The 15,045-nt window shown below is 48.6% G+C and carries 13 protein-coding genes; all 13 read right to left on the bottom strand.

Translation table 11 applies throughout. The annotated features are described in order from the left end of the window. Positions 1-115 precede the first annotated feature (115 nt). On the bottom strand, positions 116-382 hold the full coding sequence (gene rpsO, locus AC0KH7_RS05655; RefSeq protein ID WP_472371504.1) for a 30S ribosomal protein S15: 267 nt from the start codon (positions 380-382) through the stop codon (positions 116-118). Positions 383-508: 126 nt separating this feature from the next. Beyond that, on the bottom strand, positions 509-1,000 hold the full coding sequence (locus tag AC0KH7_RS05650) for a Crp/Fnr family transcriptional regulator (RefSeq protein WP_472371502.1): 492 nt from the start codon (positions 998-1,000) through the stop codon (positions 509-511). A gap of 10 nt (positions 1,001-1,010) precedes the next feature. Beyond that, positions 1,011-1,841, bottom strand: coding sequence for a methyltransferase domain-containing protein (locus AC0KH7_RS05645; RefSeq protein ID WP_472371500.1), 831 nt, complete (start codon positions 1,839-1,841; stop codon positions 1,011-1,013). A gap of 5 nt (positions 1,842-1,846) precedes the next feature. Continuing rightward, positions 1,847-2,740, bottom strand: coding sequence for a tRNA pseudouridine(55) synthase TruB (gene truB, locus AC0KH7_RS05640; RefSeq protein WP_472371498.1), 894 nt, complete (start codon positions 2,738-2,740; stop codon positions 1,847-1,849). 15 nt (positions 2,741-2,755) lie between these two features. Next, positions 2,756-3,124 (bottom strand): 30S ribosome-binding factor RbfA, encoded by a 369-nt coding sequence (gene rbfA, locus AC0KH7_RS05635; RefSeq protein ID WP_472371496.1) that lies wholly within the window; start codon positions 3,122-3,124, stop codon positions 2,756-2,758. A gap of 117 nt (positions 3,125-3,241) precedes the next feature. Beyond that, a complete protein-coding gene (gene infB, locus AC0KH7_RS05630; RefSeq protein ID WP_472371494.1) occupies positions 3,242-5,716 on the bottom strand; it encodes a translation initiation factor IF-2 in 2,475 nt (824 codons plus the stop codon). An 18-nt stretch (positions 5,717-5,734) separates the two neighbouring features. Beyond that, on the bottom strand, positions 5,735-7,222 hold the full coding sequence (gene nusA, locus AC0KH7_RS05625) for a transcription termination factor NusA (RefSeq protein ID WP_472371492.1): 1,488 nt from the start codon (positions 7,220-7,222) through the stop codon (positions 5,735-5,737). Between the two features lie 102 nt (positions 7,223-7,324). After that, entirely contained in the window at positions 7,325-7,780 is a 456-nt protein-coding gene (gene rimP, locus AC0KH7_RS05620) for a ribosome maturation factor RimP (RefSeq protein ID WP_472371490.1), read from the bottom strand. A gap of 180 nt (positions 7,781-7,960) precedes the next feature. Beyond that, a complete protein-coding gene (locus tag AC0KH7_RS05615) occupies positions 7,961-8,575 on the bottom strand; it encodes a 3'-5' exonuclease (protein ID WP_472371488.1) in 615 nt (204 codons plus the stop codon). Between the two features lies 1 nt (position 8,576). After that, complete coding sequence (locus AC0KH7_RS05610; RefSeq protein WP_472371486.1) at positions 8,577-10,424, bottom strand: putative nucleotidyltransferase substrate binding domain-containing protein; 1,848 nt, start codon at positions 10,422-10,424, stop codon at positions 8,577-8,579. 108 nt (positions 10,425-10,532) lie between these two features. Next, positions 10,533-12,191, bottom strand: coding sequence for a cation acetate symporter (locus AC0KH7_RS05605; protein WP_472371484.1), 1,659 nt, complete (start codon positions 12,189-12,191; stop codon positions 10,533-10,535). After that, on the bottom strand, positions 12,191-12,496 hold the full coding sequence (locus AC0KH7_RS05600; RefSeq protein ID WP_472371482.1) for a DUF485 domain-containing protein: 306 nt from the start codon (positions 12,494-12,496) through the stop codon (positions 12,191-12,193). Before AC0KH7_RS05600 ends, AC0KH7_RS05605 begins: the two co-directional genes overlap by 1 nt. Positions 12,497-12,932: 436 nt before the next feature. After that, positions 12,933-14,894 carry an acetate--CoA ligase gene (acs, locus tag AC0KH7_RS05595; RefSeq protein ID WP_472371480.1) on the bottom strand — a complete coding sequence of 654 codons (1,962 nt, stop codon included), beginning with the start codon at positions 14,892-14,894 and terminating at the stop codon, positions 12,933-12,935. Positions 14,895-15,045 lie beyond the last annotated feature (151 nt).

Raw genomic sequence — 15,045 nt, 5'->3', positions numbered from 1 at the left:
TTCTATCGCGCCCCACTCATGCAAAGCTCTCCAAAAGTTTTTATAAACGGGTTTCGGCGGGTATCAGGCAAAAAAAAACCCCGCGATGCGGGGTTTTTTTGACAAGCGAAGTTGATTACTTACGCAGTCCAAGCTTTTTGATCAAATCAAAATATCTTGGTGCATTTTTCTTATGCAAGTAATCCAGCAACTTACGACGACGGCTAACCAAACGCAACAAACCAGTACGAGAATGGTTGTCGTGGATGTGGGATTTAAAGTGATCCGTCAAATAGGTGATGCGGTGCGTCAACAAGGCAACCTGTACTTCTGGAGAACCAGTGTCACCTTCTTTGGTTGCGTATTCGGCAACGATTTTTGCTTTATCTTCAGCTGTTAGCATGTTTTATCCTTTGATAAATCGGTTTATAAAATTCTCCATTCCGCAACCGATGGCAGAATGAAAACGTGAATTATACATAAACAAGCCGACTTGTCCATGCTTATATTCACGAAACGTCTTAAAAATTCAATGTCTTCCGAAGCCGACCATATAATGCTCGAAGTGCGACAGATCATTACTCAACGCACGGATTAGATGATCCAGACTCACCACGGCATTTTCAACCAAGTTCACGGCGATGTACGGATGTTCAACTTTCAGACGATCGTACATCGGGCGCTTGATTTCCAACAGACAGACATGTTTAGACATGGCGAACATTTTCAACATGCGCGGCTTGCGATCAAAAAACGACATTTCACCAATCAAATTCCCCGGTCCTTGAAAACCAACTTCGGCTTCATCCTGCCCGTCATTGACCGAAAAGCCGACTTTGCCTTTTACAATGAAAAACATCGAATCGCCGACATCCCCCATGTCAAAAATCACGTCGCCTTTTTTCAGATTTTTTTCCTGCAAAAATTGCGACATGACTTCAACATCGGAGCGTGTCAGGGATTCGCAAATAGCGTTACTCTGAAAATAATCAAACAAATCGGATGGGGTCATTTCTAGCATAGTGAGTCTCTTAAATTTTCTTTTGTGCGATAAAAGACGAAACCGGGCGTCCGTCTTTCAATGTTTCTATTTTATCAATAATTATCGTAAAGTCGGAAAAGCTTTTCGCCAACTCGCCGCGTTTTAAAATATAGTTCGGATTTTTCGGCGAGCCGAAGGCTTCCACCCCTTCGACAAAGGTTTGCATCACCACAAAACCACCCGGCCGGATCGCTTGATGTAAGCGTGAAAACAATCGCCGGTTCAAGTAACGCATCATCACGACGACATCCACCATTTCATTAGGGAGGCAGTCCGCTTCATCGACCGAACAGTTTTTCCAATGCACGGTCGCCCTCTGTCGATCGGCAAACCGTCTTGCGCGTGACAAGACGGCTTCCTGCTGATCGACGGCGGTGACATCAAAACCCTTCAGAGCCAGATAAACGGCGTCTCGCCCACCGCCGCAACCGATATCCCATACGCTTTTCCCCGACATTGAGGATATCCGCTGCGACGATTCGAGCCACTCAACCAATAAAGGGTTGGCTTGCCAAAGCCGCTTGGAGGTCATACCGGAAACGCCCAGGCCTGGTGATTTTTGCAATTCACTGAGATAAGCGGTTTCATCCCAGGTTTGAACAACCCTGTAACCTTTTTCGTTGAGAAAAGCGCAAGCCTCACCCAAACAAGCCGCGTCGCCTACCAGTTGCAGCTCCGACGGGCGTGGCGGTAACTCCGACAAGCGTTCTTTCAAGTCCAGCCAGGGTAAATGCGTCGCGCCACGAAAGTGAACGGCAGCATAGCGGTCCGCCGGACGCAAATCGACCAGCGGAAACGTTTCGTCAATCGACGCGGACATGCGAATCAATCCGCCAAATTAAACAGACGTTTCGGTTTGAGCAAGTTTTTTTCCGTTTGCCATTCGCCAACGCCGATAAAACGTTTCTGCGGATCATAAAAGCGAACCAAATCGGTTGTCGGTTTTGATACGGCGAGCTTCCCACCATGCTGAATCCGCTGGGTGTCGCTTTCGTTCAGGTGCATGGCTTCCAGGTGTTGCAAGGGTAAATCCAACGGTTGTAGATGCCCGGCCAAATCCTGTTCAATTTCCGCCACTGTCGCCATATCGTCACCATGCAAACTGCCGGTCTGCGTCCGATGCAAGGCCGTTAAATGGCCCAGCGTATCGAGGGCTTTCGCAATCTCTTCACCCAGAGTACGGACATAAGTGCCTTTCGAACAAAAGACCTCGAAAGTGATTTCGGTTGGGTGAAAATCAATCAGCGTCAATTCGTGTATCGTAACCGGCCGGGGCACTCGTTCCACCTCGACGCCTTTGCGGGCGTATTCATACAACGGAATCCCCTGATGTTTCAAAGCGGAATACATCGGCGGCACCTGCATGATGTCACCTTCAAACCCTTTTAAAACGGTTTGAATGCTTTCGGCATTGAGCGTCGGAACCACCACCGTTTGGAGTGGATTACCATCCTTATCGCCGGAATCGGTCTCCACACCCAGGCTGAGTGTGGCGATATAGCGTTTGTCGGAGTCCAACAACAAACCGGAGATTTTAGTCGCCTCCCCAAAACACAGCGGCAGTAAGCCAGTGGCAAAAGGATCCAAGGCACCGGTATGCCCCGCTTTTTTCGCATTGTACAAGCGACGCACTTGTTGCAAAATGCCGTTGGAAGTAACGCCTTCCGGCTTATTCAGCAAAACGATGCCGTCAACGGCTTGCCATTGTTTCTTTGCCATACAACCCGTCAATGCCTACTTTTTGTTTTGGTGCAATGCTTTGAAAATCAATTCTTCAATGTGACTGGCATTTTCCGCTACCGTGTCATAAAAGAACCGGATTTCCGGCGTGATACGCAATTTCATCCGCTTGCCAATTTCGGAACGAAAGAATCCTTTGGCTTTTTCCAGTGCTTTGATGGCATCTTGAGCGGCCGGTTCGTCTTCATTCGCACCGATAATCGTAAAATACACCGTCGCAATGCTTAAATCCTTGGAGATTTTGCACTCGGTGATATTCACTTTTTCCAAGCGAGGGTCTTTGGTATCGCGGTGCAGAATTTCGCTGAGCGTTTTGCGAATTTCCAACGCCACGCGTGTGGGTCTGCTGACTTCGTCATTCATAACTTTTTCTCTTCATAATTGGCACGATGCCAAACAACAATGCCCCTCTCGGGGCATTGAAAAAATCGTCAAATTGTCTTGACCCGGTCCATTAAAAACAGCCAGGCCTGGCGACTATTAACTTAAGGTACGCTTGACAGCAACGCGCTCGTAGACCTCAATCTGGTCGCCGACTTTCACGTCATTATAGTCTTTCACGCCGATACCGCATTCCATGCCTTGACGCACTTCCTGAACATCGTCTTTAAAACGACGTAGGGATTCCAGAGCGCCCTGATAAATCACCACGTTATCGCGCAAGACACGAATCGGGTTGTTGCGTTTGACGATGCCTTCCGTCACCATACAACCGGCAATCAAGCCAATTTTCGGCGCCTTAAAGACATCACGCACATCGGCCACACCAATGATTTCTTCCTTGAATTCCGGTTCCAGTTTCCCTTCGATGGCGTGTTTCACTTCGTCAACGATTTCATAGATGACACTGTAATACTTCAGGAAAATACCTTCATTGTCAATCAATCGCTTGGCTTTTGCATCCGCACGGACGTTGAAACCGAAGATCAGCGCATCGGAAGCCAATGCCAAGTTGGCGTCGGTTTCGGTAATGCCACCCACACCGGATGAAATCACGGAGACTTTCACTTCGTCATTGGACAACTTAACCAAGGCGTCGACAATCGCTTCGATGGAACCTTGCACGTCTGCCTTCAAGATAATGTTGACGTTTTGAATTTCGCCCTCTTCCATCTTGTTAAACATATTGTCCAACTTGGCTTTCTGCTGACGGGCGATTTTCATTTCTTTATGCTTACTCTGGCGGAACATCGCCACTTCACGGGCCTTACGCTCACTTTCAACCGTGATCATATCGTCACCCGCGACCGGCACACCGGACATCCCTAGAATTTCGACAGGAATCGACGGCCCGGCACTTTTCACTTGCTCGCCGTTTTCGTTCATCAAAGCACGCACACGGCCATATTCCATGCCGCACAAAGCGATATCGCCTTTTGACAGGGTACCGGCCTGAACCAATACCGTTGCCACCGGCCCACGCCCTTTATCCAAACGAGATTCGACCACAACCCCTTTCGCAGGGCCTTCGAGCGGTGCTTCCAGTTCCAGAATTTCGGATTGCAATAAGATGGCATCCAGCAAGTCGTCGACGCCTTCACCACTTTTCGCAGAGACACGGATGAACTGAACGTCACCGCCCCATTCTTCCGGCACAACTTCTTCGTTGACCAGTTCCTGCATCACGCGATCCGGATTAGCGCCTTCCTTATCCATTTTGTTGATGGCAATCACCATCCCCAAATTGGCGGCCTTGGCGTGTTGGATGGCCTCTTTTGTCTGCGGCATGACGCCGTCATCCGCCGCCACAACGATGACCACCACATCCGTTACTTTCGCACCACGAGCACGCATCGCCGTAAAGGCTTCGTGCCCAGGGGTGTCGATAAAGGTGACACCGCCGTGGCCGGTTTCAACATGGTAGGCACCGATGTGCTGGGTAATCCCTCCGGACTCACCATTGGCGACTTTCGCTTTACGGATGTAATCCAGCAACGATGTCTTACCGTGGTCAACGTGGCCCATAATGGTCACAACCGGTGAACGTGTAACGGTTTCACCTGCGTATTCCTGGTTAACCACATCGTCTTCGATTTGGTTTTCATTCACCAGCACCGGCTTATGGCCCATTTCTTCCACAACCAATTGAGCCGTTTCCTGATCCAATACTTGGTTGATGGTCACCATGCTGCCGAAGCCCATCATGGTTTTGATGACTTCAGTCGCTTTAACCGCCATTTTATCGGCCAGATCAGCCACTTTAATGGTTTCACCCAATGGCACTTCGCGAACCTGTTTTTCAACCGGTTTCTGGAAGCCATGTTCGTTATTCGCCGATTGGTTGGACTTCTTATGCCCGCCTTTATGGCGACGGCGTCCGAAAGACTGTTCACCCGACATCGCCAAGGTTTTCTTGGACAATTTTTCTTTTGGTTTCGGCTTACCTTTATGCTTCGGCTCGTCTTTTTCAACCACCTTCGCTTTAGGGGTCTTACCTTTTTTGTCGTGTTTACCTTTTTTGTCTTTGGTGTCCGCCACCGGTTCCGGCGCAACGGCTTCAATAATTTCTTCCGTTGACAAGGCTTCTTCCTGAGCAGGCGCTTCCGTCTTGGTTTCTTCTACCTGCGTTTCCGGCGTTTCCGCCGTCATCACTTCTTCCGGCACCGGCGTTTCCACCGTTTCCTCGATGACTTCCGGTTCCTGTTCTTCCACCGTTTCCGGCTTCTTCACATAAGTACGTTTTTTGCGCACTTCCACGTTCACGGTACGTTTACCGGAGCCGGAAGATAAATTCAATTTTTGAACCTGCTTACGCTTTAGCGTGACCTTTTTCGGCGTATCGACTTTATCACCGTGCAGGCCTTTCAAATAATTCAGAAGGGTCATTTTTTCGTCGTCAGACAAAAAATCCGCTTCCTTCTTACCGGACACCCCAGCGTTTTCGAGCTGAGACAATAGCTTATCAACCGATAATTTCAGCGTTTCAGCAAACTGTTTTATGGATACTTGAGACATACAATCGTGTCCTCCTAATTATTCGAACCATGGCGCGCGTGCTTTCATAATCAGCTCGCTCGCGGCCTGCTCGTCCATTTCGACCATTTCTAACAACTCGTCCGTTCCGAGTTCCGCTAGATCTTCTTGAGTGACAATACCTTGTCCGGCAAGTGATTTTGCCAGCTCTTCCGTCATCCCTTCCAGATCCAGCAGGTCTTGTGCAGGTTCAGCCATAGCTGTTTTTTCTTCATTCGCAATTGCTTGAGTCAAAAGCGCATCCTTGGCTCTATCTTTCAATACGGAAACGATATCTTCGTCAAAGCCGTCGATTTCCAGCATTTCCGCAGCGGGCACATAAGCCACTTCTTCAAGCGTCGTAAAGCCTTCGGCAACCAGCACTTCGGCCAAGTCCTCGTCCACGTCCAGGCTGTTCACAAACAAGGCCACCTGACCTTGCGATTCTGTTTCATGTTTGGATGCCATGTCGCTTTCGGACATCACATTCAATTCCCATCCGGTTAACTCTGTCGCCAAACGAATGTTTTGACCGTTTTTACCGATGGCTTGTGACAACTGCTCGTCATCCACCGCCAAGTCCATGGTGTGTTTGTCTTCGTCCACCATAATCGAGGTGACTTCAGCCGGTGCCATGGCATTGATCACATACTGAGCGTCGTTGGAATCCCAAAGTACAATGTCAATCCGTTCACCACTCAGCTCATTGGTCACCGCTTGTACACGGCCTCCTCGCATGCCCACACAAGCCCCGATAGGGTCAAGGCGTGGGTCATTCGCGCGCACCGCGACCTTGGCACGCAAACCAACGTCACGTGCCGCACTCATGATATCAATCAAGTCATCACCGATTTCCGGCACTTCGATCTTGAACAATTCAATCAGCATTTCTTTGCAGGCGCGGGACATGAAAATCTGTGGGCCACGTGGACGGAAAGAAACGTCTTGCACATAGGCACGAACCCGATCGCCCATTTTGAACACTTCGCGGTTAATCAATTCGGAACGCGGGATAATGGCATCGACATTGTCGCCCAAATCCAAAATCACATCGCCACGGTCAATACGCTTGACCTGACCGGTCATGATTTCACCCACGCGTTTGGCGTACTCTTCCACCACTTTCTTGCGCTCGGCTTCGCGTACTTTTTGGATAATGACCTGTTTGGCAGTTTGCGCACCGATACGGCCGAATTCGATGGATTCGATTGGCTCTTCGATATATTGCCCCGGTTCAATATGCGGGTCAATATCCACGGCATCCATGTGACGCAGATACCAATCTACATGGTCTTCAATTTCGACGTCGTCTTCAATCACTTCCCAGCGACGGAACGTTTCGTAATCCCCTGTGATACGGTCAATAGAAACACGGGCATCGATTTCGTCATTGTGGCTTTTGCGAGTCGCGGTCGCCAACGCAGCCTCAATGGCTTCGAAAATAATATCCTTATCCACGCCTTTTTCGTTGGACATGATTTCAACAACGGCTAAAACTTCCTTACTCATTTCTATTTCCTCAAAAGTAGGGGCTAAATTTTTAAAAGATTTAACGAGAACTTTGCACGAGCTGGATGCACGGTTAACGCTCTCTACGTGTATTTCAAAAAATTAAAACTGCGGCACCACATGGGCCTTGTCGATTTGAGCGAACGGGATGTCATACACCTCACCGTCCACTTCCACGACAACACCTTCTTCCGTCACTTGTGTCATCGTGCCTTTAAAACGCTTCCGACCCATAACGGCGGTGGCGGTCCGTAATTGAACCTCTTGCCCTTCATAGGCACGATATTGCTCCGGACGAAATAACGGGCGATCCATCCCCGGCGAAGACACTTCCAGCATATACGCATTGGAAATCGGGTCTTCCACATCCATAATGGCACTTACCTGACGACTGACGTCACCACAATCATCGACCGTGACCCCTTCCGGGTCTTTATCGATATAGATGCGTAAGGTGGAATGCTTTCCCGCCGGTAGGTATTCACAACCCCACAACTGAAACCCCATACTCTCGATGGTCGGTTTCAGCAAATTTTCAATCTTCTCTTCCAGAATCACGCAGGCTTTTTCCTTAATTCAAAAAATAAAAAACCCCGTAAAGACGGGGTTTTTAAAATTTAAGCAGAAAGACGCTCATTAACCCGCCTCTCCCTTAATATATGATTTAAAAAACTGAGCGGAATTATATGAAAGATATGGGAGTTTGTCAAATAAACCCTGCAATTAGGCGACATTTATTCAAGCCCCGTCTAAATTCTTCAGTTTTATGTAAATCAAGGCCGTCATCACAGCGTCACTGAAGGCATCGTGTTGTCCGAAATTCGGCAACGACAGCTCCTGCAATATGGCGTCAAACGATAAATCGATGATTTTTTTCGGAATCGGGTCTTCTTTATAATCGTAATACAAGGCCGATACCTCAATCTGCGGGTTCGGCAAAGCGATGCCCAGCCAGGGTTTCAGCACTTGGTTGACCATTGCCACATCAAATTCCAAATAATAGCCCACCAATGGCCGAGAACCGATAAAGTGCAAAAAACGTTCAATGGCTTCTCGTTCAGTCAAACCGTGCAACGTGTCTTCATTACGAATCCAGTGCACCTTAATGCTCTGTTCAGAAATGGCCACATTCTGGGCCAACGTCATGTTCAATGCGGTGCTGGTCAAAATTTCCCGCCCACGAATTTTCACGGCGCTCAAAGAGACGATTTTGTCTTTTTTGGGGTTTAATCCGGTGGTTTCACAATCAAAACACACCACTTCTTCATCCGAGGGCAACGCATCGAACAAAAATGCAAAACGTTCGTCTTTCAGCTGGCGGCGATGCCATTTACGGCGCAACGATGACCACATATCACATGACCGCATGCAGCTTATAATGTTGCTCAATCTGTTTTTTGAACTGGTTCACAACATTGAAGGCGTCTTTGAGCAAATCCTGCTGTAGCTGCGTTAAACCGGATACTCGAATCAGATTATCCGGTGTTTGTTCCAATTGCATTTGCGTCACCATGGATTCCAAGCGTAGCGTGTTCAAAAAATTCAATGTTTCACCCAATTCAATGCCGAAATGCTCAGTCAACACACCTTGATCCATCAAGTCTTTAATACGCCAATGGGTATTGGTTTTCAAAATACCATATTCCAATGCCAGACAACGCACACCGTGAACAATCGGGAAAATACCGCCTTTCTTCAAGTCGATTTTCGGCTCCCTGGAATGTTTGTCCGTGACCAGCTTACCGAAAAAGCCAATCGGTGTATCAAACTGCAACACCGATTTGGCAAAATGCGGCAGGAAATGTCGATTGGAATCCACCCAACTCATCATGGTTTGCTTGGCCTCCAACAACAAACTTTCATTCCCTAACACGGCTTCGGCATCAAAGAAAATCGACAAATTCATAAACGCATCACCGGACGGTTCCATCATCCAGTCGCGCAACTGTTGCTTAAACTCGGACAACGGCCGTGTCCAGACCGGGTTGGACACCATGATATGCCCAGGACACGGCGGAAACCCAAGCTCAACCAAACGAGCGCTGAACAATTGCATAAATTCCACCAGGCCTGATGGCGGCTCAACATTATCCGGCAAAATAAACGCATTATCCTGATCGGTGCGAATCACTTGCTCGGCACGCCCTTCACTGCCCATCACCAACAAGCATCCCTGTTGCAAGGCCTCCGGCGGCGATAAAAACTCAAAAACCCGTTCCAGCATCTTACGGTGCAACTCATTGACCAACTTGGCGATGTAATGCGTCTTAACCCCGCGGTTATTTAAATTCACCACCAATTGATCAATCCGATCCGCGACGTTTTTCAGCTCCTCAAACGACTCGGCCTGCTGAATACTTAAAACCACCAGGCCTGATTGATTGGCAAACATGCCCATCAAGTCTTTCTGATGCAAAATGCCAAGCATGGCATTATCCGAGCGCACCACCAAACGATTGATGCGGAACTTGGTCATCTTCAACAAGGCATTAAACAGGTAATCGAATTGATGCACGGTCATGACCGGGCGCGTTGCCAAAGAACCGACGGCATCCGTCACGGCATAACCGCTTAAAGCCAAGCCATTGAGTAGGTCGATCGAAGTGACAATGCCCTTGTCCTCTTCACCTTGAAACACCACCACACAGGCGTCGGTTTTCAGTTGCTGCATCCGTTGCACGCAGGATTGAATGCTTTCCGTTTCATGAACCTCAATCAAGGCTTGGCGAGGCGCGTCCTCGACAACGCCCATCAACGCCTCACTGGAAGACTCCGCTTGTATCTGGGCATGCATCCGGTTGAGTTTGGCGGTAATATCGTCAATGAAAACCCCTTCGAGCTCTGGTTGTTGCAGCCCTTCCAGAAAGACATTCTGCGGAAGGCGGTAGACAATCGCTTCTTCAATCACGTCATAACGACGATAAGAGACACGCTTTAATAGAAAGCTTTCGCCAAAATAAGTGTGACTGCCGTAAACGGCCACTTGGCGCTGATTTTCATCGAACTCGGCCACATGGCCCTTAATCACAAAATACAGAAATGCATTTTCGTTTGCAGCTTCGCCGGAAAACAGTTCCAAACGTTCGCCCAAAGGAAAATACACTACATCCAACGCTTCCGCCAAAGACAATAAGGTCGACTCATTCAGCGCCGAAAACGGTTCGACTTGTTTCAGGAAATTCAATTGTTGTTGAACGGACATACATGTTTCCTCTTGCTCTTTATACATTGTGCCATACCGAAGCAATGGCATACAAAAAAGGGGCTGAAACAGCCCCTTTTTATTCTATTGAATCACGAACAGTTTACCTTAGTGATTCGAGGCACCTTCGGCACCGATCCCGGTTTGAGATCGAACGTATTGTGCTTCAAAGCCATCCAAGTCTTCTTTCGCACGAGCCGACTTATCGGTAATGGAGAAGAACCAGATGGAAACAAAGGCAATGATAACCGTGAACAGAGCCGGGAACTTATATGGCACGATGGCATCGCCCATACCCAGAATCTGTGTCCACACAACCGGACCAAGGACAACCATGACCACGGCAGAGATCAGACCCAACCAGCCACCGATAACGGCACCACGAGTTGTCATCTTGCTCCAGAACATAGACATAATTAACACTGGGAAGTTCGCGGAAGCGGCAATCGTAAAGGCCAACGCCACCACGAAGGCGATGTTCTGGTCTTTAAAGCCGATACCGAAAATAATCGCCAAAGCACCGATGACAAACGTAGAAATACGCGCCACTTTGGTTTCTTGCTCTTCGGTCGCATCCTTATTGATGACGTTCGCGTAGATGTCATGCGAAATCGCAGACGCACCCGCCAAGGTCAAGCCGGAAACTACGGCCAAAATGGTCGCGAAAGCTACCGCTGAGATGAAGCCTAGGAAGAAGTCACCGCCAATCACGTGGGACAAGTGAATCGCCGCCATGTTGTTACCGCCGATCAACTTGGAACCATCCATGTATTCAGACGCCACCACCATCGCAATCGCACCGAAACCAATGATGAACGCAAGAATGTAGAAGTAGCCGATGAAGCCCGTCGCATAGAAAACAGACTTACGTGCTTCTTTTGCATCCGGCACCGTGAAGAAACGCATCAGGATGTGTGGCAAACCAGCCGTACCGAACATCAAGGCAATCCCCAATGAAATCGCATTGACAGGGTCGGAAACAAAACCACCGGAGAATAGGATGTCCATATTACCATCACGTTGTTCAACCGCCGTTTTAAACAAGGTTTCAAAGCTGAAGCCCATGTTGTACATCACCGCCACGGCGATAAAGGTCGCACCGGACAACAATAGAACCGCCTTGATGATTTGTACCCAGGTCGTTGCCAGCATCCCACCAAAGGAGACGTAAGCAATGATTAAGACACCGACCATCACAACCGCGTAGTTGAAGTCCAAACCGAACAACAACTCGATCAGCTTACCGGCACCGACCATTTGCGCGATCAAATACAGGATAACAACCGCAATCCCGCCAAAAGCCGCCAATACACGAATCGGTGTTTGCTGGAAACGGTAAGCCGCTACGTCGGCAAACGTGAATTTACCCAAGTTTCTCAAGCGCTCGGACATCAAGAACAGGATAATCGGCCAGCCCACCAAGAAACCGATGGCAAAGATCAGACCGTCATACCCTTTCAAGTACACCATCCCGGTAATCCCCAAGAACGAAGCCGCGGACATATAGTCACCCGCAATGGCCAAACCGTTCTGAAGCCCGGTAATACCGCCACCGGCTGCATAGAAGTCTTTGGCAGATTTCGTACGCTGAGCCGCCCAGTAAGTAATGTAAATGGTGGCACCAACAAAGACGATAAACATTGAAATAGCCGACCAATTGGTCTCTTTTTCAACCGGAGCCGTCACATCAATCCCAGCCGCATAAGCCGATACCGGCATGACAACCAAAACCAATAAGGCCAATAACTTATGAATTCCTACCTTCATTATTCAACCTCTTTTTTGATTTTTGCTGTTAATTCATCAAAATCTGAATTCGCTTTTTTGACGTAGTAGCCCGTCAACAAAAAGGCAAAGATAATGATGGCGACCCCAACCGGGAAACCGATTGAAATGTATTGACCGCTGATAATGGCCGTGAAAAAGGCCGGATCAAATGCCAACAACAAGATATATCCGTAATACACAACCAGCATGGCAATGGAAAGCTTCCACGCCAGCCCCGTACGCTCTTTGACGAGCTGTTGATACTCCGGAAGATTTTTAATCTTCTCAATTTTAGACTGTTCCAAAGTCTTCCTCCTTGATTATGAAACTCGGGCTGTTTGCGTTGTATCTATTTAAGGAACCTCTGATTAAATCGGTTTAGCTTCTGGCAACGCCAAGTTTTTCAGATCAAGGCGTGAAGTTGCCGTCATGTCTAGACCTTGCAAAACTTCATAACGCAGAACTGGGAAACTTGGCTAAGCCCCTTCGGGCAGGACCTAAAGCCTACTTCTTCGTTGTTGCGACTCTTGACCTTAGAATGACTAAGGCCGGCGAGCCACGCCTAGAATAAGCAGGCTTTAAGTTCCGCAGAATCTCAAACGGATTCAATCATAGGTTCCTAAACAAACCCTTGTTCGACAATGAGACCTTTTAGCCTCGTTCATATGAAAATAGCCAGGCCTGGTCATTTTGTAACCAGTCTGGCTATTTCAACATTTGGTTCAGCTCATGGCCCCTGTTTTATTTATGAGGCTGCATGAACTGATCCAAAATACTTGGATCCTCAAGCGTCGATGTATCGGAGGTGATTTCCTCACCCTTGGCGATACTACGCAATAAACGACGCATAATTTTACCGGAACGCGTTTTCGGTAAGTTAGAACCGAAACGAATGTCGTCCGGCTTGGCAATCGGGCCGATTTCTTTCGCCACGTGATTACGCAATTCCTGAACCAGCGCCAATCGTTCATCCCCCGGCGGCACTTCCATATTCATCACCACAAAGGCAAAGATGGACTCGCCCTTCACATCGTGCGGTTTTCCAACCACAGCGGCTTCCGCCACGTGCTCATGCGAAACCAAAGCCGACTCGACTTCCATCGTTCCAAGACGGTGACCGGATACGTTTAGAACGTCATCGATACGCCCCATGATCCAGAAGTTACCATCATGATCCAAGTGAGCACTGTCGCCCACCACATAATATTTGTTTTTAAACATCGCATAGTAGGTGTCCACGAAACGCTCATCGTCGTTCCAAATGGTCCGCACCATTGACGGCCAAGGCTTACGAACCACCAAATAGCCCCCTTCACCGTGGGTCAATTCAACGCCTTCTTCGTCAACGATGTGCGCATCGATGCCCGGTAGAGGCTTGGTGCAAGAGCCCGGCTTCAAGTCGGTTACACCCGGCAGCGGCGCAATCATGTGCGCGCCGGTTTCGGTTTGCCACCAAGTATCCACAATCGGGCATTCCCCACGACCAATAATATCGTGATACCAAATCCAGGCTTCCGGGTTGATTGGCTCACCCACCGTTCCCAACAAACGTAATTTGGACAAGTCATATTGTTTCGGCAAGTCATCGCCGAATTTCATCAAGGCACGAATTGCGGTTGGGGCCGTATAGAAAACCGTCACACCGTGATCCTGACACACTTGCCAGAAACGACCGGCATCCGGATAGGTAGGGACACCTTCAAACATGACGATGGTCATGCCCATCGCCAAAGGCCCGTAAGCCACGTAAGTGTGACCGGTGATCCAGCCCACATCGGCCGTACACCAGAACACATCGCTGTCTTTCAGGTCGAAAACCCACTCATTGGTCAGGTAGGCATTCAGAAGATAACCGCCCGTGCTATGCTGAATCCCTTTCGGTTTGCCGGTTGAGCCGGACGTATACAGTAGGAACAATGGGTGTTCGGCATCCACCATCACCGCATCGTGATAGTTGCTCATGCCCGCAATGGCGTCGTGCCAAGAGATGTCGCGCCCGTCTTTCATCGGCACATCATCATCTGTGCGGTGATAGACCACCACTTTACGAACCGAATCACCACCTTTCTCCAAAGCTGCATCCACAGCACCTTTCAGTGGAACGGATTTCCCGCCACGACACCCGGCATTCGCCGTAATGACCATTCGTGCGCCAGCATCTTCAATGCGATCACGCAAGGCTTCCGCTGAGAAACCGCCAAATACGATAGAGTGGATGGCGCCAATACGCGCACAAGCCTGCATGGCGAAAACCGCTTGCGGAATCATTGGCATATAAATAATAACGCGGTCGCCTTTTTCGATACCTTGAGCGGTTAAGGCATTGGCCAAACGGCAGACTTCGTCGTGCAATTCTTTGTAAGTGTACTGCTCAACCGAACCATCATCCGCTTCAAAAATAATGGCCAACTTGTCTTCTTTTTCTTCCAAGTGACGATCGATACAGTTATAGGAGGCGTTCAGTTCACCGTCGGAGAACCATTTATAGAAAGGAGCATTAGAGTCGTCTAACCCAACCGTGAAGTCCTTGGACCAGTCCAATTTTTCCCTCGCCAGATCACACCAGTAACCTTCATAGTCCTCGTCGGCCTTGGCTTTCAACGCTTGGTACTTTTCTTCTGTGATGTTTGCCTGACGTTTGAAGTCAGCGGTTGGTTTAAATACCCGATCTTCGTGTAAGATCGACTCGATATTGTTAGACATTAATGTCTCCTATTTAACAATTTCTCTACGTAACTTTTTAAGCTCATCTGAAACGGTTCGTCGAATTCCGTACATTCTAAAGGTTATGGGCAACCAATAGGAATAAAAATACTTTATAACCAAATTTTATGACCTTAAATTCGGCCTTAAA

This window comes from Hydrogenovibrio sp. (genome assembly GCF_965140365.1).
Taxonomy (GTDB): domain Bacteria; phylum Pseudomonadota; class Gammaproteobacteria; order Thiomicrospirales; family Thiomicrospiraceae; genus Hydrogenovibrio.
Note: the sequence above shows the minus strand (reverse complement) of the source record. Positions and strands in the feature narration are given on the sequence as shown.